This is a genomic window from Psychrobacter sp., from assembly GCF_018260395.1.
In the GTDB taxonomy this organism is placed as follows: Bacteria; Pseudomonadota; Gammaproteobacteria; order Pseudomonadales; family Moraxellaceae; genus Psychrobacter.
This window is the reverse complement of sequence record NZ_JAGLBC010000030.1, coordinates 1-17,516: the sequence shown is the minus strand read 5'-3', so window position 1 is coordinate 17,516 and position 17,516 is coordinate 1. Positions and strand designations below refer to the sequence as shown.

14 protein-coding genes are annotated in these 17,516 nt (G+C 38.6%); 13 read left to right on the top strand and 1 reads right to left on the bottom strand.

Annotation, left to right across the window (positions count from 1 at the left end):
* Positions 1–221 precede the first annotated feature (221 nt).
* The 13 genes from rimO (at position 222) to QZ265_RS04005 (ending at position 15,782) form a co-directional block, all read left to right on the top strand.
* A complete protein-coding gene (rimO, locus tag QZ265_RS04065; protein WP_296403663.1) occupies positions 222–1,763 on the top strand; it encodes a 30S ribosomal protein S12 methylthiotransferase RimO in 1,542 nt (513 codons plus the stop codon).
* Between the two features lie 329 nt (positions 1,764–2,092).
* A complete protein-coding gene (pyrH, locus tag QZ265_RS04060; RefSeq protein WP_296403661.1) occupies positions 2,093–2,818 on the top strand; it encodes a UMP kinase in 726 nt (241 codons plus the stop codon).
* 109 nt (positions 2,819–2,927) lie between these two features.
* Positions 2,928–3,482, top strand: a complete 555-nt coding sequence (gene frr, locus QZ265_RS04055) for a ribosome recycling factor (protein WP_296403659.1) — start codon at positions 2,928–2,930, stop codon at positions 3,480–3,482.
* A 256-nt stretch (positions 3,483–3,738) separates the two neighbouring features.
* Positions 3,739–4,509 carry a polyprenyl diphosphate synthase gene (uppS, locus tag QZ265_RS04050; RefSeq protein WP_296403657.1) on the top strand — a complete coding sequence of 257 codons (771 nt, stop codon included), beginning with the start codon at positions 3,739–3,741 and terminating at the stop codon, positions 4,507–4,509.
* A gap of 150 nt (positions 4,510–4,659) precedes the next feature.
* Positions 4,660–5,466, top strand: coding sequence for a phosphatidate cytidylyltransferase (locus QZ265_RS04045; RefSeq protein WP_296403656.1), 807 nt, complete (start codon positions 4,660–4,662; stop codon positions 5,464–5,466).
* Between the two features lie 163 nt (positions 5,467–5,629).
* A complete protein-coding gene (gene ispC, locus QZ265_RS04040) occupies positions 5,630–6,904 on the top strand; it encodes a 1-deoxy-D-xylulose-5-phosphate reductoisomerase (protein WP_296403654.1) in 1,275 nt (424 codons plus the stop codon).
* Complete coding sequence (gene rseP / locus QZ265_RS04035; RefSeq protein WP_296403652.1) at positions 6,892–8,364, top strand: RIP metalloprotease RseP; 1,473 nt, start codon at positions 6,892–6,894, stop codon at positions 8,362–8,364. Before ispC ends, rseP begins: the two co-directional genes overlap by 13 nt.
* A gap of 180 nt (positions 8,365–8,544) precedes the next feature.
* Entirely contained in the window at positions 8,545–11,031 is a 2,487-nt protein-coding gene (gene bamA / locus QZ265_RS04030) for an outer membrane protein assembly factor BamA (protein WP_296403650.1), read from the top strand.
* A 203-nt stretch (positions 11,032–11,234) separates the two neighbouring features.
* Positions 11,235–12,287 (top strand): UDP-3-O-(3-hydroxymyristoyl)glucosamine N-acyltransferase, encoded by a 1,053-nt coding sequence (lpxD, locus tag QZ265_RS04025; protein WP_296403648.1) that lies wholly within the window; start codon positions 11,235–11,237, stop codon positions 12,285–12,287.
* Positions 12,288–12,524: 237 nt separating this feature from the next.
* Positions 12,525–13,022 (top strand): 3-hydroxyacyl-ACP dehydratase FabZ, encoded by a 498-nt coding sequence (gene fabZ / locus QZ265_RS04020; protein WP_366513648.1) that lies wholly within the window; start codon positions 12,525–12,527, stop codon positions 13,020–13,022.
* A 60-nt stretch (positions 13,023–13,082) separates the two neighbouring features.
* Entirely contained in the window at positions 13,083–13,862 is a 780-nt protein-coding gene (lpxA, locus tag QZ265_RS04015; protein WP_296403646.1) for an acyl-ACP--UDP-N-acetylglucosamine O-acyltransferase, read from the top strand.
* A gap of 274 nt (positions 13,863–14,136) precedes the next feature.
* Positions 14,137–15,633: a sodium-dependent transporter gene (locus QZ265_RS04010; RefSeq protein ID WP_296403644.1), complete on the top strand. Its 1,497-nt coding sequence runs from the start codon at positions 14,137–14,139 to the stop codon at positions 15,631–15,633.
* A complete protein-coding gene (locus tag QZ265_RS04005; RefSeq protein WP_296403642.1) occupies positions 15,630–15,782 on the top strand; it encodes a methionine/alanine import family NSS transporter small subunit in 153 nt (50 codons plus the stop codon). Before QZ265_RS04010 ends, QZ265_RS04005 begins: the two co-directional genes overlap by 4 nt.
* A 127-nt stretch (positions 15,783–15,909) precedes the next feature.
* On the opposite strand, the gene asd is transcribed toward QZ265_RS04005, so the two are convergent.
* Positions 15,910–17,055, bottom strand: a complete 1,146-nt coding sequence (gene asd / locus QZ265_RS04000; RefSeq protein ID WP_296403640.1) for an aspartate-semialdehyde dehydrogenase — start codon at positions 17,053–17,055, stop codon at positions 15,910–15,912.
* Between the last annotated feature and the right edge of the window lie 461 nt (positions 17,056–17,516).

Here is a 17,516-nt window from a genome sequence, read left to right as displayed (position 1 = left end):
AAAAATAAAGTTAATACTGAGATGAAAAACACATGAATAATGCTTTGGTGCTAGTATAGAGCGGTTAAAATTCGTACAATGCACATCAAAATATGGTGTTTAGAATGCTATATTTTATTAAATTTACCTTATATAAATCTAAGATGTTTGAATAAGGCCTCTTATTTCATTTTTTATCTTTTTGCCATCAATTAATCCTCTATTTTATAAAGTATTTGTATATGCCAAGCAAACAATCAGCAGAGTCTGTCACTATTTATGTGCCAGGTACGCCAACTACCTCAGCAGCCTCGACCTCTGGTGCTTATCATCACAAAGCCAATCACAATCAAAATCGAAGTGTCGAACAAAGTGGCATTCAAGCCAGTCAAAAACAGTCCACTATAACTTCATCAGTGGCACCCAAAGTAGGCTTTGTATCTTTAGGCTGTCCTAAAGCATTGGTTGACAGCGAGCGAATTATTACTGAATTAACCAAAGACGGTTATCATGTTGCTTCAGATTATGATGGCGCCGACTTAGTAGTGGTCAATACTTGCGGCTTTATTGAATCGGCAGTTCAAGAGTCATTAGATGCTATTGGCGAAGCCTTAAGTCAAAATGGTAAAGTGATTGTCACTGGCTGTCTAGGAAAAGATGCCGATAAAATACGAAAAATGCACCCAGCTGTGCTGGCAGTAACAGGTGCTCATGCTTATGATGAAGTCATAACTGCCGTATCAAAACATGCTCCAATGCCACAGGCGATCTTAGACAAGAAGTCTTATGACCCTAAGATTGATCTGATTGATTTGGCTGGCGTAAAACTAACCCCAAGCCATTATGCTTACTTAAAAATTTCAGAAGGGTGTAATCACCGCTGTACGTTCTGTATTATTCCAAGCTTACGCGGTGATCTAGTCTCTCGTCCTATTGATCAGGTGATGAGTGAAGCTATGGCTCTGAAGAAAGCAGGTGTTAAAGAGCTGCTAATTATTTCACAAGATACCTCAGCTTATGGGCTTGATCTAAAATATAAGACCACTTTTTGGAATGGGATGCCGCTTAAATCAAAATTCTTTGATTTATGTGAAGCTATGGCCAAAGTAGGTATTTGGGTGCGTCTACATTATGTTTATCCTTATCCACATGTTGATAAGGTAGTAGAGCTAATGGCTAAGCCAGGCGATTTTGGTGGCTTATTGCCTTATTTAGATATCCCACTACAGCACGCCAGTCCAAGTGTGTTAAAAGCCATGAAGCGTCCTGCCCATAGTGAGAATACTTTGGCACGTATCGAGAAGTGGCGTGAGATTAACCCAGATATTGTAATTCGTTCAACTTTTGTGGTGGGTTTTCCAGGAGAAACTGAAGCTGACTTCGAGTATCTTTTACAGTGGTTAAAACAAGCAAAGCTTGACCGTGTAGGCTGTTTTACTTATTCAGAAATTGAAGGTGCAGTGGCCAATGATTTACCCAATCCAGTTCCTGAAGTCGTGAAGAAAGAGCGTTATGAGCGATTTATGGCTGTTCAACAAGAAATATCTGAGCAAAAATTGCTAGATAAAGTCGGCAAGAGTATGACGGTATTGGTAGATGAGATTGATAACGAAGACTTTATAGCGATTTGTCGCAGTTATGCCGACGCACCAGAAATTGATGGACATGTGTATGTTGATAACATTGTTCGTAATGGTCAGCTAGCATTAAAAGTCGGCGATATGATTACTGTGAATATAGATGAGGCCAGTGAGTATGACTTATTTGCAACTTATATCGATTAGGTAAACTATTATATCCATTAAATAGTATGTATTAGCTTAAGATTTAATTGCGGTATTAGTTCAATTAATGGGTTTGGTATTAAAATAGCGCTATAAGCAGATAGCGTTTTTTGGTAAACTTTAACGAATTTAGCTTTATTTTTAGTTACATTTTTAATTCGCTATTTATTTGTCCTTTATTGCGCCTAATTTGACAGTTTACTTTGTTTTTAAGCTTAATAGTTTAAGTCACGAGCTTAGGTTAAGAATAAACTTAAAATAAGAGTTGGTAAGAATTTAGTGCGTTAAAGCTTAAAATAAATTAGTCCAACTATATAGCAAGGTGCCTTATGTCTGATAATAATCCGCAGTACTCACGTATTTTACTTAAGCTATCTGGAGAGGCCTTGGCAGGCGGTCAAGGTATGGGGATTGATGCCAATGTGCTTGATAAGATGAGTTTAGCTATTGCTCACTTGTGTGGTCTTGGAGTGCAAGTAGGAATCGTTGTAGGTGGTGGCAACTTGTATCGTGGTAGCCAACTTCAAAAAGAAGGGTTGGTAGGACGAGTCACTGGAGATCAAATGGGGATGTTGGCCACAGTGATGAATGGTTTAGCTATGCGTGATGCTTTAGAGCGTCGTAACATTAATACTCGCCTTATGTCAGCACTTCCTATTGGTGAAGTTACCGAAAGCTATAGCAGCCGTAATGCCATTCGCTATTTAAAAAATGGTGATGTTTGTATCTTTGTTGCAGGTACTGGCAATCCCTTCTTTACAACTGACACAGCTGCTTGCTTGCGTGGTATTGAAATTGAAGCTGGCGTTATCTTAAAAGCGACTAAGGTAGATGGTATTTATGACAAAGACCCAAGCGAACATGATGATGCAAAAAAATATGATGCCTTAACTTTTGATGAAGTTTTAGAACAAAAATTAGGCGTGATGGACCTAACTGCAATTGCTTTATGCCGTGAACATAATGTGCCTTTACAGGTATTTGATATGAACAAGCCTAACTCGTTATTAAATGTGATTATGGGTGAGAATGAAGGCACACGCGTTTTTCATTAATTATGCGTTTATTAAAATACAGCTATTAGGGTTAGTTTGACTTCCTGCTCCCCACTAATTATTAAGTTGTTTAGTTCGATTGTTAACTGATTATAGGTAAGGAAAAATTATGATAAATGATATTAAGAAAGACGGCGAACAACGTATGAAAAAATCTGTAGAAGCTTTGGAAAATGCTTTTAGTAAAGTTCGTACCGGCCGTGCCCATCCAGGTATGCTATCAGGTGTCATGGTAAATTATTATGGCGCTGATACCCCATTGAACCAAGTAGCCAGTGTTAACGTTGAAGACTCACGCACATTATTGGTTCAACCATTCGAGCGCTCAATGGTTCAAGCCGTCGATAAAGCCATTCGTGAAGCTGATCTTGGTCTAAACCCGATGACTGCAGATGTCATCCGCGTCCCTATGCCAGCTTTAACAGAAGAAACCCGCCGTGATATGCAAAAGCTTGCTCGTAGTGAAGCTGAAAACAGCCGAATTTCAGTGCGTAATATTCGCCGCGATATGTTAAATGATATAAAAGAGTTAGCGAAAGAAAAAGAGATCAGTGAAGATGAAGAACGTCGCGCCAGTGACGACATCCAAAAATTAACCGATAAATTCATTGCATCTATCGATGGCATGGTTGACGCTAAAGAAAAAGAGCTAATGGAAGTTTAGTTCTTAAACTATTTTATTAGCTTTACATCAAACCTAGTAAGTTGGTTTATGTCTCGTAGCTCTATCCACTTATCAAATTAGGATAGCTTTAAGACGTAATTTGCTGGCAAGCTAGGTTTGACATAAGGATTTATTGAGTTTGTATCTAAAGATCATGCCCAATGATTGAACAATTAATCACTAATTGCAGATTGATGACATATAATTAGAGACTAAAAATACCTAAACCTATTTTCAAGATTAGATAAAAACTATTATGACTGAGCCACAAATCTCGAATGCATATGCTTCATTGCCTATCCCTGATGTTTTACCTAAGCACATAGCAATCATTATGGATGGTAACAATCGCTATGCCAAAGCGCATGGTATGGCCAAAGGGCAGGGCCATGTTGCTGGTAAAGAGTCTTTAGATCCTCTAGTAGAGTACTGTGTGGCTATAGGTATCGAAGTTTTGACAGTCTTTGCTTTTTCTAGCGAAAACTGGCAACGTCCTGTTGATGAAGTGGCGCTATTGATGCGGCTTTTGTCTGCCACCATAAACGAACAGTTGCCACGAATGCATAAATACAATATGTGTTTGAGATTTATTGGAGATAGAAGCCAATTGACGCCAGAGTTACAACAACAGATGGCGGATGCAGAGGCTCAAACTGCTAATCATAAAGCGATGACTTTGGTGATTGCTATTAGTTATGGTGGACAATGGGATATTGCAAATGCTGCCCAGCAATTGGCCAAAAAAATACAGCAAGGTAAAATGAGTGTTGATCAACTTACCGTTGAAACTTTAGGTGAACAAGTTCAATTGGCGGATGTAGCGGCGGTGGATATGTTAATTCGTACCGGTGGCGAGTATAGAATTTCTAATTTCTTATTATGGCAATCTGCCTACGCTGAGTTATTTTTTACAGATACTTTATGGCCAGATTTCGATGCCAAAGAGTTGAATGAGATGATGTTTGAATTCTCTCGTCGTCAACGTCGATTTGGCAAAACAAGTGAACAGGTTGAAGGCCAGGCTTAATTCAAACAAATTAGTGCTTTAATAGATAACTTTTATCTAAGCTATCAGCTAGTATTAGCTTCACTATAAGCCAATCATCCCTATAAAAATAATACTTACAGCGACTGTAAAAATATTTGTAAGACATAATATAATAAAAAGGTATCTAGTATGTGGACACGCATTAAGACGGCTGTCATTTTAGTCATTATTGTGGGTGTCGCAATCTTTGCTAGCGATAAGCCTTATCTGTTTATTCCATTACTAGGAGTAGGGGTTAGCATAGCTTCCTTTGAATGGACCAAACTTGTGCCAAAATGGCACGTGCCTGCCTTATTCGTAATATTGGTGTTGGCTTTAACTATGGCCACATTAATATTTCCCAATACTTGGCCCCTTTGGTGGACTGCATCTACTGTGATTTGGCTGATGGCCTTATATTGGGTTAGTAAGTTCCCTGCATCTACTGGTTGGTATGGTAGGCAGCTATACGTATTGGGTATGGTGCTACTGACTGCTGCCATTAGTGCAATGTATTATTTATGGTTGCAGTCCCCTTGGTGGTTAATGTACGTCTTTTTATTGGTATGGTGTGCCGACAGTGGTGCTTATTTTGTGGGTCGTAAGCTTGGCAAACGCAAAATGTCTCCCCATGTCTCACCTAACAAAAGTATAGAAGGGCTAATTGGTGGCCTAGCAACAGGCTTGATTGTAGTAATAGGTATAAGCTGGTTTAAGCTACAATTAGCGGGCAGTGAACTTGTGTTATTTGTAGGATTGTCTTTAATAACCATATTGGCATCTGTCCTAGGCGACTTGTTTGAATCCATGCTTAAGCGTCAAGCCGGAGTTAAGGATTCGGGCACTATTTTACCTGGGCATGGCGGTATATTAGATCGTATTGATTCATTACTGTCTGCAACTCCAATTTTTGCATTAGGATTTTGGGTGCTACAATACTATCAAATGCTACCTTAATAAGCTTAAGCTCAAGGTATTTATTTAATTGAATTTGAAAGTTCTTTGATATTGATTAATACCAACCATTAATAGTTAATTAACCTAAAATTTAGCTTTTGTTGTCATCATTGTTTATTGTTCAACTTGAAATAGTTGACCCGTCACGATTCAAAGGTAAGTTATGACCCAACGCATTGCCGTACTCGGCGCCACCGGCTCAATTGGTGACAGTACACTATCCATATTGGCTGATTATCCAGAACAATATCAAGTTTATGCGCTATCCGGTCATGGTCGTTTAGATAAACTATTAGAACTGTGCCAGCAGTTTAAACCAAGTAGGGTTGCTGTAGCTGAAGATAAGGTTAAAGAGTTTAGCAACCGTTTAAAGCAAGCTAATATAAGCTGTGAAGTAGTGGGTGGTCAGGCAGGATTAGATAATATTGCTGCAGACGCTAAAGTCGATACTGTGGTAGCCGCCATTGTTGGTGCTGCCGGCCTATCTTCAACTTTAACGGCAGCCAAAGCAGGCAAAAGAATTCTTTTGGCAAATAAAGAAGCTTTAGTCATGGCCGGCAGCCTTATGATGCAAGCTGTTAAAGACAATGGTGCTACTTTACTGCCTTTAGATTCAGAGCATAACGCTATTTTTCAATGTCTGCCTGCCGCTGTACAACAGCAGAATACTCGAATTCATGAATCTTGTTATGGCATTAGTAAGTTATGGTTGACAGCTTCTGGTGGTCCTTTTTTAAATAAAAGTTTACAACTCATGCAAACCGCCAGTGTTAGTGAAGCGGTAAAACATCCTAATTGGTCTATGGGACAAAAAATATCTGTAGATTCCGCAACTATGATGAATAAAGGACTTGAGCTAATTGAAGCGTGTCATTTATTTGACCTAGATGAATCACAAATTAATGTGGTTATTCATCCGCAGAGTATTATTCATTCAATGGTAGAATATTGTGACGGTAGCTTCCTTGCGCAGATGGGAAGTCCTGATATGCGAACGCCTATAGCTCATGCTTTGGCTTATCCAAACCGTATTACCGCTGGAGTAAAATCTTTAGATCTATATGAGTTATCTGCATTAGAATTTATCAAGCCTGATTTACAGAAGTTTGCTTGTCTAAAATTAGCAAGAGATGCCATGCGAGCGGGTCAAGCTGCGACCATTGTATTAAATGCTGCCAATGAAGTGGCTGTAGAGGCGTTTATAAAAGAGCAAGTTTCTTTAACCGACATTGCCTTGATTAATGGCCGTGTATTGGACACTATGCATCACAAAGTCTCTAATAATTTGATGGCAAAGGAAGATCAATTGCTAACTTCAAATTCAACAAACAAAAACAGTAATTTTAATGGCAACATAAATACCTTGGATGATATTTTGGTAATTGATAAATTAGCTCGCATTGAAGCGCAGCAAGAGGTGGCGAAATGTCGCAGTTAATGACATTGGCGTTATTTTTATTGGCTTTTGCGGCTATTTTGGGTCCACTGGTTGCCTTGCATGAATGGGGACATTATATTGTAGCTCGTTTATGTGGCGTTAAAGTGCTTACCTATTCGATAGGGTTTGGGCCTAAGTTAGCAAGTTGGACAAGCAAAAGAACGGGTACTAATTATCGTTTATCTGCTTTACCGCTTGGTGGCTATGTAAAGATGCTTGATGAGCGTGAAGGTGAGGTGGCTGAAAAAGAAAAGCATTTGGCATTTAATAATCAGCATCCGCTAAAGAAAATTGCTATCGTCGCTGCTGGTCCTGTAATGAACTTTATCATTGCAATTGCTTTATTTTGGGTGCTGTTTTTAGTGCCTAGTGAACAGTTGAATACTCGTATTGGTACAGTTTTACCTAATACACCCGCAGCAACTGTAAGCTTACCAAAGGGCGATAAAATCGTTGCGATAGATGGTCATAAAGTTCAAACTTGGGAAGAAGTTAATTATCGTTTAGCGGATCGCATGGGTGAAACAGGCGCTGTATCTGTAACCTTACAAAAGGTTGTTGAGGGAGCAAAATCTTCAGACAGTTCTGCACAAACAGTTTCAAACGTTTCTTCTGATACCGCAAAAACTACTTCAGCGAATACGCAACGTGAAGTTAAAGTGCCTATTAAGGACTTTATGCAGGGCACGCAATCAGGTAAGGATACTTTAACTAGCTTAGGAGTTATACCTTGGCAACCACATATCGAGCCAGTGATTGGTCAATTGTCTAAAGATGGTGCGGCGTTTCGGCAGGGTATGAAGGTTGGCGATAAGATTGTATCCATCAATAATGAACCGGTAAAAGATTGGTTGGTAGCTACTCGGATTATTAGAGATCATCCTGAAACTCTGCTTAACTTTACTGTGCTTAGAAAAGATGAACAAGGTCAAAGCCGTGAAATCCAGCTACAGATTATGCCACAGGGGAAAAAAGGGCCGGCTGGCCAAAAATATGGTCAAATTGGTGCAGGAATTAGTCCAATTGAGATTATAGTACCAGATGATTATAAAACGATGGTATCCTACGATCCTATGACTGCAATTGGCAAAGCATTTGCCAAAACTGGGCAATTGGCCACTATGACTTTAAACTCAATGGGTAAAATGATTACTGGTAAAGTAGGTTTGGATAACTTGTCAGGACCCATTACTATCGCTGTCATTAGTAAGCAGAGCTTTGAGATTAGTTGGGAGCAGGTGCTGGCCAATGCTGGTATAATTAGTTTAAGTCTTGCTGTACTTAATTTACTGCCTATTCCTGTATTAGATGGTGGTCATTTACTATATTATTTTATTGAGTTAATTAGAGGTCGACCAGTGTCTGAGAGAATGCAGATTATTGGCTTTAATATTGGCTTCTTATTTCTTATGTGTTTTATGATTTTAGCTATAACAAATGACTTTAGTCGTTATTTTTAAGCTAAAATAATAGATTTTATTTATTAGATAGCTTTTAATATTTGTCTTTGTAATATTTATTACCCTTGATATATAGTTTGAAATATAGATAGAAGCTTAATTTGCCATTATTACATATAGTGGCTAGCAAAATCTAAAAAACCTTATTTTAGCTCGTTCCTTGAACTACGGATTGTATGTATGCAAACGTCTTTATTTAAAATGTCACAATTAATAGCAGTGCCTGCATTTGCAGCGATTATGGCAGTTTCGGCACATGCTGCGGATGCTGTATTAACCAATGTAGAGTTTGTAGGACTGCAGCGTTTAACACCTGAGAGTTTATATCCTTTACTTACTACCAATGTAGGTGAGGCAGTTACTGACCAAGATTTGGCCAATAGTATTCAAGCTTTATATGCGACAGGTGACTTTGCTAACATTCAAGTCAAAAATGACAATGGACGAGTTACTTATTATGTCGTTGAGCGTCCTATCGTTGCCGAAGTAAACTTTGAAGGCAATAAGCTTATTCCAAAAGATGGTCTAGAAGAAGGTCTTAAGTACGCTGGTATATCGGTCGGCAGTGTCTTAAAGCAATCTACTGTGCAAAACGTGGCCAATGAGTTACAACAACAGTATATCGCTCAAGGCTATTACAATAGTGATATCGAGGTTGACCAAAAATTATTAGATGGCAACCGTGTAAAGCTCACTATACGTTTCATTGAGGGAAAAGCAGCTAAAGTAGTGGATATCAATGTCATTGGTAATAAGCATTTTAGCGATCAAGATATTAAAGATGTGTTTGCTGTAAAAGAATCTTCATGGACTCGTCTACTTTCAAAGTCAGACCGTTATGCCAAAGAAAAATTAGCGGCAAGTTTGGAAAACCTAAAGTCCATGTATATGAATGAAGGTTTTGTTAACTTTAACGTTGATAATGCTATTTTAAATATCAATGATACCAAAGATAAAGTTTTTATTGAAGTAAGTCTAACTGAGGGCGAACAGTATAAATTTGGCCAAGCCAATTTTTTAGGGAATACAACCTACGACAAAGAGAAGCTTGCCAAGAGCATCTCATTTAAGCCAGGTGAGCAGTTCTCTCAAGCCAAGTTAGAAGCTTCAACTAGTGCTGTGAAAAACCAATTTGGGGATGACGGTTATTATTTTGCGCACATACGCCCTATAACTCGCATCAATGAAGAAACTAAAACCGTAGATATAGATTATTACATCGATCCTGCGCGCCCAGTGTATGTACGCCGAATAAACTTTAATGGCAATACCAAGACTGAAGATGAAGTATTACGTCGTGAAATGCGTCAACTTGAAGGTGCTTTAGCCTCAAGCGAAAAGATTCAAAGCTCACGTGTGCGTCTAATGCGCACTGGGTTTTTTAAAGGGGTAAATGTTGATGTTAAACCGGTGCCTAATACGCCTGATCAAGTAGACATCAACTTCAATGTAGAAGAGCAACCTTCAGGTAGTTCTACCATTGCAGCAGGTTATTCTCAAAATGGTGGTGTAACTTTTCAGTTAGACTTTAGTCAGAAAAACTTTTTGGGTACGGGTAACCGTGTAAATGCTGCCTTATCTCGTTCAGAAACACGTGACTCTTATAGCCTAGGCTTTACTGACCCTTATTTTACTGAAAATGGGGTATCACAAGGTTTAAGCGGTTATTATAGAAAAACCAAATATGATGACCGTAACGTAAGTAATTATGTGATGGACTCTTATGGGGCTACTTTAAATTACAGCTATCCAATCGATGAAACCAAGCGTATTAGTGCCGGTGTTAACTACGACAATACTGAGGTTCGTGGTGGTCGCTATATGGGTATCTCAAATGCCTATGATCTTTTAAAAGATGATGGCAAAACCTCAACTTTTACCAGTGATAAAAAGGATGCAAATGGTCAAGTTATTGGTAAAGAAGATTATGTAGGTGGTTTCAAAAATGATTATAATACTTATAGCTTATTATTAGGCTGGGATTATAGTACTTTAGACCGTCCAGTCTTCCCAACTAAAGGTATGGATCATGCGGTTAATGCCACTTTAGGCTTTGGGGATCAAACTTATCAAAAGGTAACTTATAAAGGTAATTTCTACTATCCATTAGGAAGAGATTTCGTAGCACGTGGTTATGCTAAGCTAGGTTACGGTAATGATTTACCGTTTTATGAGAATTTCTATGCAGGTGGATATGGCTCAGTAAGGGGTTATGAGTCATCGAGTTTAGGTCCACGCTCTAGCTCTTTTTTGCGCATGAATAACTACAATGAAGATCTGAAAGCCAATGGTTTTGTAGTTGGAGAAGAGGTAGGTGGTAACGCTATGGCAACTGTTGGTGCTGAGTTGGTATTACCCATGCCATTCAAAGGCGATTGGGCAGATCAAGTTCGCCCAGTATTGTTCGTTGAAGGTGGTCAAGTATTTGATACTACTAATAAAGAGAACAAACTTGTTAAGTTCGACGATAAAAAGAATGTGTTTTACGAAGATCCTAATGGTACTCCTTTATTGGTTCAAGATAAAGATATCAGATATAGTGCCGGTGCTGGTATTACTTGGTTCACCCCAATTGGCCCTATCTCTATAAGTTATGCCAAGCCATTTGGCGATAAAAAAGGCGATAAGACTGAGGAAGTTCAGTTTCAAATCGGTAGTACCTTTTAGACCTGTTCAATTAAGCTAAGCGCTTAACTAATTGGATAGTTTTATTGTTATATATTAGCCTTAAATTTATTTTATTGTGATCAATTTATTTAAGCTCAAAGTTACTAACTTTGAGCTTTCTTTTAACTATAAATTTAATAGGTTCTAAGTTAAATTTTGAATATCCTATTTTAAACTTTTAATAATGGACAGATTCTATCTTTATGACTTCTTCTGAATCAAGCGTCAGACTTGCTGAGGTAATATCAGCTATTACGACTCGGCAACCTGTTTTAAACCACGATTCGTTAACGGCTGATCAATTACAAACCCATCTTACGGGTATTGGAAGTTTGACTCAAGCCAATAATCATCAGCTAAGCTTCTTATCAGATAAAGCTTACGCCTCTGTCCTATCCGAGACTAAAGCTGCAGTAGTGTTGGTATCAGAAGACCAAGCTAATCAAGTTCCTGCTGCTACGATTGCAGTAATAGTTGCTTCTCCCTATGTGGCTTACGCTTGCGCCACCCGTCTTTTTGAGCACTCAAGTGAGCAACTTTCTGAGCGGTCTAAAACCTATATCCATCCTACTGCGCAATTGGCAGATTCAGTTGAATTGGGTGAGCATGTTTATATTGGCGCTTATTGTGTTATCGGTAAGCAAGTAAAGATTGGATCGGGTTGTCAGTTACACTCTCATGTCAGTATTGACGATAGGGTTGTTATTGGTGAAGGCTGCGTATTTTATCCGTATAGCTTTATTGGGCATGACTGTCAGTTAGGGAGTAAAGTTAGGGTTCATGCGGGCGCCAGTATAGGCTCTGAAGGTTTTGGTTTTGCACCTATGTCAAATACTGCGACTGAAGGTTGGGAGCGAATTGCACAATTAGGCCGAGTGATTATCGGTGATAATGTTCGTATTGGCAGCCAGACTTGTATTGATCGAGGAGCCATTGACGATACTATTATTGAAGATAATGTGATAATAGATAACTTAGTGCAGATAGGCCACAATGTAAAGGTTGGCGCCGGCACGGCCATTGCTGGCAAAGTAGGTATTGCTGGTAGTGCTACTATTGGTAAGTATTGTATGATTGGTGGCGGGGTTGGAATCGCTGGACATTTGGAAATTACGGATGGGGTGGTTTTAACCGGTATGACCCTTGTCAGTAAATCTATAAAAAAACCAGGCGTATACTCTTCAGGGGTAACCTCTATGCCTGCAATGGACTGGCGCCGAGCAATGGTAAAACTTCGAGGCATGGGTAAAAAATAACTGAATTTTATTTACCTAGTTAATTCAAGATTGCCTTAACTGTTTGAAGTTCAAAAACCAGTTTAAAAATTCAATTCATAAAATCGGTCAAACATCAGGTGCTTTATTTTTGGATAAGGACAACTCATGACTCAAAAAGGTAGCGGTTCAAACATAGAAGCCAAGATAGGCTCTGAGGATGATAGTAGCAATAACTTAGATTTGGTAAACATACCTTCTAAATCAACACAATGGCAAATGACAGTTGCAGATGAACAGATGTTAGCTGATAAATCAATAACGTTACCCCTCAATTATAATCAATTGAAGCGATATTTGCCCCATCGCTATCCTTTTATGTTGATTGATAGAGTAGTAGCCTGTGGGACGAACTCTTGGATTACAGGGTATAAGAACGTTACGATTAATGAGCCTTTTTTTCAAGGTCATTTCCCGGCACATCCTATTATGCCCGGGGTTTTAATCATTGAAGCTATGGCTCAGTTGTCAGGTATATTGGCCTTTATCAGTGAAGGGGTGACTGCTGAAGATGGCTATCTGTTTTTATTTGCAGGTGTTGATAAAGTTAGGTTTAAAACCCCAGTGGTACCCGGCGATCAGTTGGTCATACAATCTAAACTAATATTGCAAAAAAGAGATCTTTATAAGTTTGAATCTAAGGCGTATGTGGATAATAAATTGGCAGCAACTGGCGAATTAATGATAATGCGTCAACAAACGACCGCCACTGCTTAAATTTTCCTATTAGGAATGAAATAACATCTTAAATTTTAATATATATAACAGGTGGGTTTAATGACTCAGATACACCACACTGCCATTGTCTCAAGTAAGGCTGACATTCACGAATCTGTTATCATTGGGCCTTATTGTATAGTAGGTGATAATGTCACTATAGACGCTGGTACTACCTTGCTACGTCATGTGGTAATAACCAAAAACACACGTATTGGCAAAAACAATGAGATTTTTCAGTTTGCCAGTATCGGTGAAGACTGTCAGGATTTAAAATATGCAGGCGAGGAAACTTGGCTTGAGATTGGAGATAATAACTCTATTCGAGAAGCTTGTAGCTTTCATCGTGGTACTATTCAAGACCAAGGTTTAACTAAAATCGGCAGTAATAATTTATTTATGGTAAATACTCATATTGCCCATGATTGCGTTATTGGTGATGGCAATGTTTTGGCCAATAATGTCGGTGTGGCAGGGCATGTTCATATTGGTAATCAAGTTATTGTCGGTGGGAATACTGGGGTACACCAATTTTGTCAAATAGGTGACTATAGTTTAATCGGTGGCGGCAGCGTCATCTTAAAAGATGTTGCCGCTATGACCTTGGTTTCTGGAAATCCCGCTGGAGCTCATGGCCTAAATATCGAGGGTATGCGTCGTAAGCAATGGAATAAAGAGACTATAAATAATCTTCGTGAAGCTTATAAATTGATATTTAAATCCGGAAAAACGACTCAGGAAGTTATCAAGGAGCTTAATGATGAGTATTTACCCAAAGAGCCAAAAGTCAAGTTACTTATACAGTCTTTAGTAGACAGTAAGCGCGGCATTACTCGATAGACCAAACTAATACTTATCTTCTAATCAAATTTTATTTAGTCTATTAGACTCCAGCTATACGTAAAAGTATGGCTTTTTTTTACGTTAAAACTTGACTTTTGTTTAGGCGTAAATGAAACTATCCCGTTACATAGAGAAAAATTTAAGTAACTTAATGTTACTTTATAATATAGTGCCTTTTTTATTTGATTTACCTTATTGATAACCTTTTAGATAATAAAGTAATTGATATAAATTGACTATCTCAAATTCAAATTGAGTTAAGGAGCCTTTAATGGCACAACAACACGCAACGCGCGAAAACTGGTCAAGCCGCTCTGGTTTTATTTTAGCAGCCATTGGATCAGCTATCGGTCTTGGGAATATATGGCGTTTTCCTTATGTAGCTTATGAAAATGGTGGTGGCGCTTTTTTAATACCTTACTTAATTGCCTTATTAACTGCCGGTTTACCTTTATTGTATTTAGATTATGTAGTGGGACAGAGGTATAAAGGCGCACCTCCAACAGCATATAAAAGAATGATTAAGTCTGCTGAGCCTATAGGTTGGTGGCAAGTATTGGTCTCCGCAGTGATCGCTATTTACTATGCTAGTGTTTTGACATGGGCTGGAAACTTCATGCTGTTTTCGTTCGGACAGCAATGGGGAGATAATCCTGAGGAATTTTTCTTCAAGACTTATCTGCAGAATGCCGATGGGGTGGTTTTTGAAATCGTGCCACATTTATTCATTGGTCTGTTAGTCGTTTGGGTTATCACACTCCTCATATTATATGGTGGTGTTAAAAAAGGCCTTGAGTTAGCAAATAAGATATTCCTTCCACTGCTTATGATTATGTTTACCATTCTGGTGGTACAGGCAGTTCGTTTGCCTGGTGCAGAAGATGGCTTAAATGCTTTCTTTACCCCAAACTGGGAAGCTATGAAAAATCCTAAAGTGTGGCTTGCAGCTTATGGTCATATTTTCTTTTCACTATCTGTTGGTTTCGGGATTATGGTAACTTTTGCCTCATATCTTAACCGAAATGCAAACTTAACAGGCTCAGGATTGGTAGTAGGTTTAGCCAATTCCTCTTTTGAAATATTAGCTGGTATTGGTATTTTTGCCGCCTTAGGTTATATGGCTCATACTACAGGTGTTCCCATTTCCGAAGTAGTCGGAAGTGGTATTGGACTAGCCTTTATTGCTTTCCCTAAGCTTATTTCAAGCTTGGGAAGTACTGGTGATATAGTAGGTGTTTTATTCTTTGGCTCGCTTGTTTTTGCGGGTATCACTTCTATGGTGAGTATTTTGGAGGTGCCTATTGCTGCCTTTAAAGATAAATTTGGCTGGTCTCGTCATAAGTCTGTGACCATCATCGGTGGTGTGTGTTCAATTATTTCCATCATTTTATTTTCGTCAAAAAGTGCGATTACTTTCGTCGATATAATTGACAATTTTGCAAATAACATTGGTATTGTTGTGGGTGCTATTTTATCGATTACTTGGATAACTTGGTTTAACCGTCAGCTTATTCCTAAACTTGTTAATCATATTAATGAAATTTCCAGTTTGAAAGTAGGTAAGCTCTGGATCTTTATGTTAACGATAATTACGCCATTATCATTAATCATCTCTTTAGTATTAACCTTGAAATCCTTATTAACGGAAGGCTATGGTGACTATTCGATGATGACTCAACTTATCTATGGATGGGGTATAGTAGCCTTATTTGTGATTGGTTCATTCTTGTTTACCTCAATTAAAAATAAAAATGGAGCATTAAAATGAATACCTCAGCAATAGCATTAATGATATTTGCAATGGTAACAGTTTGGGGTGGGCTTGTATTGGCCGTTATTCATTTGATAAGACATCCTGATGTGCCAATTGAACACGTGACTGAAGATTATATTTCAGATGAAAAACACCCTGACTAGATGTAAAACTTGGTTCTATTAAGGTGTGTATTAAGCCAAAATGCAAAAACCCCCAAATGGGGGTTTTTGTTTATTTATATTTTTTATACATTTTTGCAAAACTAAACGCTATACAACAAAGAAACAGTTAAGCCTCTAACTGCTGAATAATATTTAACATGCGGCGTAATGGCTCTGCTGCGCCCCATAGAAGTTGATCGCCAACGGTAAAGGCTGCTAGATACTCTGGACCCATATTAAGCTTACGTAAGCGTCCTAGCGCAACTGTCAAGGTGCCAGTTACAGCCGCAGGTGTCAAACGCTGCATGGTTTGTTCTTTGTCATCTTCTACAAAGTCTAACCACTGGTTACCGCTATTTTTTAGCGCCGCTTCTATTTCTTTCAAAGGAATGTCTTTTTTAAGTTTAATGGTTAGGCCTTGGGCATGACAACGCATAGAGCCTACACGGACACATAGACCATCGATAGGAATAATATCAGCACCTTGGTTGTTTAAGATTTTATTTGTTTCAACACCACCCTTCCATTCTTCACGAGATTGCTTATTTTCAAGTTGGCTATCAATATACGGAATCAAGCTGCCTGCTAATGGCACGCCAAAGTACTGGATAGGAAAATCAACACTGCGCTGAGTTTCGGCAATTTTCTTATCAATGGCTAAAATAGCACTGGCTGGATCAGCAAGTTCGTCTGCAACAGCATCATGAAGCATACCCATGCCGCTTATAAGCTCACGCATATTATTGGCGCCTGAACCACTAGCAGCTTGATAAGTCATAGCTGATACCCACTCAACCCAGCCACGATTGAATAACTCGCCAATAGCCATTAGCATCAATGAGACAGTACAGTTTCCACCAATAAAGTCTTTGGTGCCAGTCTGTAAAGCGTTATCAATGACTTTGCGATTTACAGGATCTAAGATGATGACACTATTGTCTTCCATGCGTAAGCTACTAGCTGCATCTACCCAATACCCTTGCCAGCCTGACTCACGTAAAGGACTATGAACGGCAGTGGTATAATCGCCACCTTGACAAGAGATAATCACATCACAGTTGCTTAGGGCTTCAATATCATGAGCATCTTTTAGTTTGGCACTGGCATCCGTATGTTTAATACCCTCAAAAATAGGAGCATCACCACCTGAGTTACTGGTTGAAAAGAAAATAGGGGTGATATTAGCAAAATCTTTTTCTTCTACCATACGTTGCATCAGCACAGAACCTACCATGCCGCGCCATCCAACAAGACCCACTTTTAATTGACTCATGAATATATACCTTGTATATCTAGCTAAAATAATTTGTTAGATAAGGGCGTGTCCCTATTTGCAAATTAAATAAGTTATGGTCTAAAAATGGCTATATTTTCGCCAAACTGTGTCTAATTTCTAGCTAATATGCCTATATTATCTTCGAAATTATTCGTGTTTGACAAAAATCTATCTCATTTTTAGCCTCATAATCCAAATAGGGACACGCCCTAATCACGTTTTGCTTAGACATGTCCGTAGCATTATGTAATGCTCAAGCCAAATCTGATTCATTTTGCAGTATTATCGAGGTCGGTTATAAAAACAATAACAGACATCTACTACGCAACCGTTTACATTGCCTTGATATGATTGAAAATGCAAGACTTCAACATAAATTTTTAGCATTTTTTGTATGATAAACCAGGGCAAACGCACACTTTTAGCCCATAACAATCAAATCACGAACCTCATCATTC

Excerpts from the sequence above, each read along its gene's own strand:
- QZ265_RS04005 (WP_296403642.1), top strand. The coding sequence starts at position 15,630 with ATGAATACCTCAGCAATAGCATTAATGATATTTGCAATGGTAACAGTT.
- QZ265_RS04010 (WP_296403644.1), top strand. The coding sequence starts at position 14,137 with ATGGCACAACAACACGCAACGCGCGAAAACTGGTCAAGCCGCTCTGGT.
- asd (WP_296403640.1), bottom strand. The coding sequence starts at position 17,055 with ATGAGTCAATTAAAAGTGGGTCTTGTTGGATGGCGCGGCATGGTAGGT.
- frr (WP_296403659.1), top strand. The coding sequence starts at position 2,928 with ATGATAAATGATATTAAGAAAGACGGCGAACAACGTATGAAAAAATCT.
- rseP (WP_296403652.1), top strand. The coding sequence starts at position 6,892 with ATGTCGCAGTTAATGACATTGGCGTTATTTTTATTGGCTTTTGCGGCT.
- bamA (WP_296403650.1), top strand. The coding sequence starts at position 8,545 with ATGCAAACGTCTTTATTTAAAATGTCACAATTAATAGCAGTGCCTGCA.
- uppS (WP_296403657.1), top strand. The coding sequence starts at position 3,739 with ATGACTGAGCCACAAATCTCGAATGCATATGCTTCATTGCCTATCCCT.
- pyrH (WP_296403661.1), top strand. The coding sequence starts at position 2,093 with ATGTCTGATAATAATCCGCAGTACTCACGTATTTTACTTAAGCTATCT.
- ispC (WP_296403654.1), top strand. The coding sequence starts at position 5,630 with ATGACCCAACGCATTGCCGTACTCGGCGCCACCGGCTCAATTGGTGAC.
- QZ265_RS04045 (WP_296403656.1), top strand. The coding sequence starts at position 4,660 with ATGTGGACACGCATTAAGACGGCTGTCATTTTAGTCATTATTGTGGGT.
- lpxA (WP_296403646.1), top strand. The coding sequence starts at position 13,083 with ATGACTCAGATACACCACACTGCCATTGTCTCAAGTAAGGCTGACATT.
- rimO (WP_296403663.1), top strand. The coding sequence starts at position 222 with ATGCCAAGCAAACAATCAGCAGAGTCTGTCACTATTTATGTGCCAGGT.
- fabZ (WP_366513648.1), top strand. The coding sequence starts at position 12,525 with ATGACAGTTGCAGATGAACAGATGTTAGCTGATAAATCAATAACGTTA.
- lpxD (WP_296403648.1), top strand. The coding sequence starts at position 11,235 with ATGACTTCTTCTGAATCAAGCGTCAGACTTGCTGAGGTAATATCAGCT.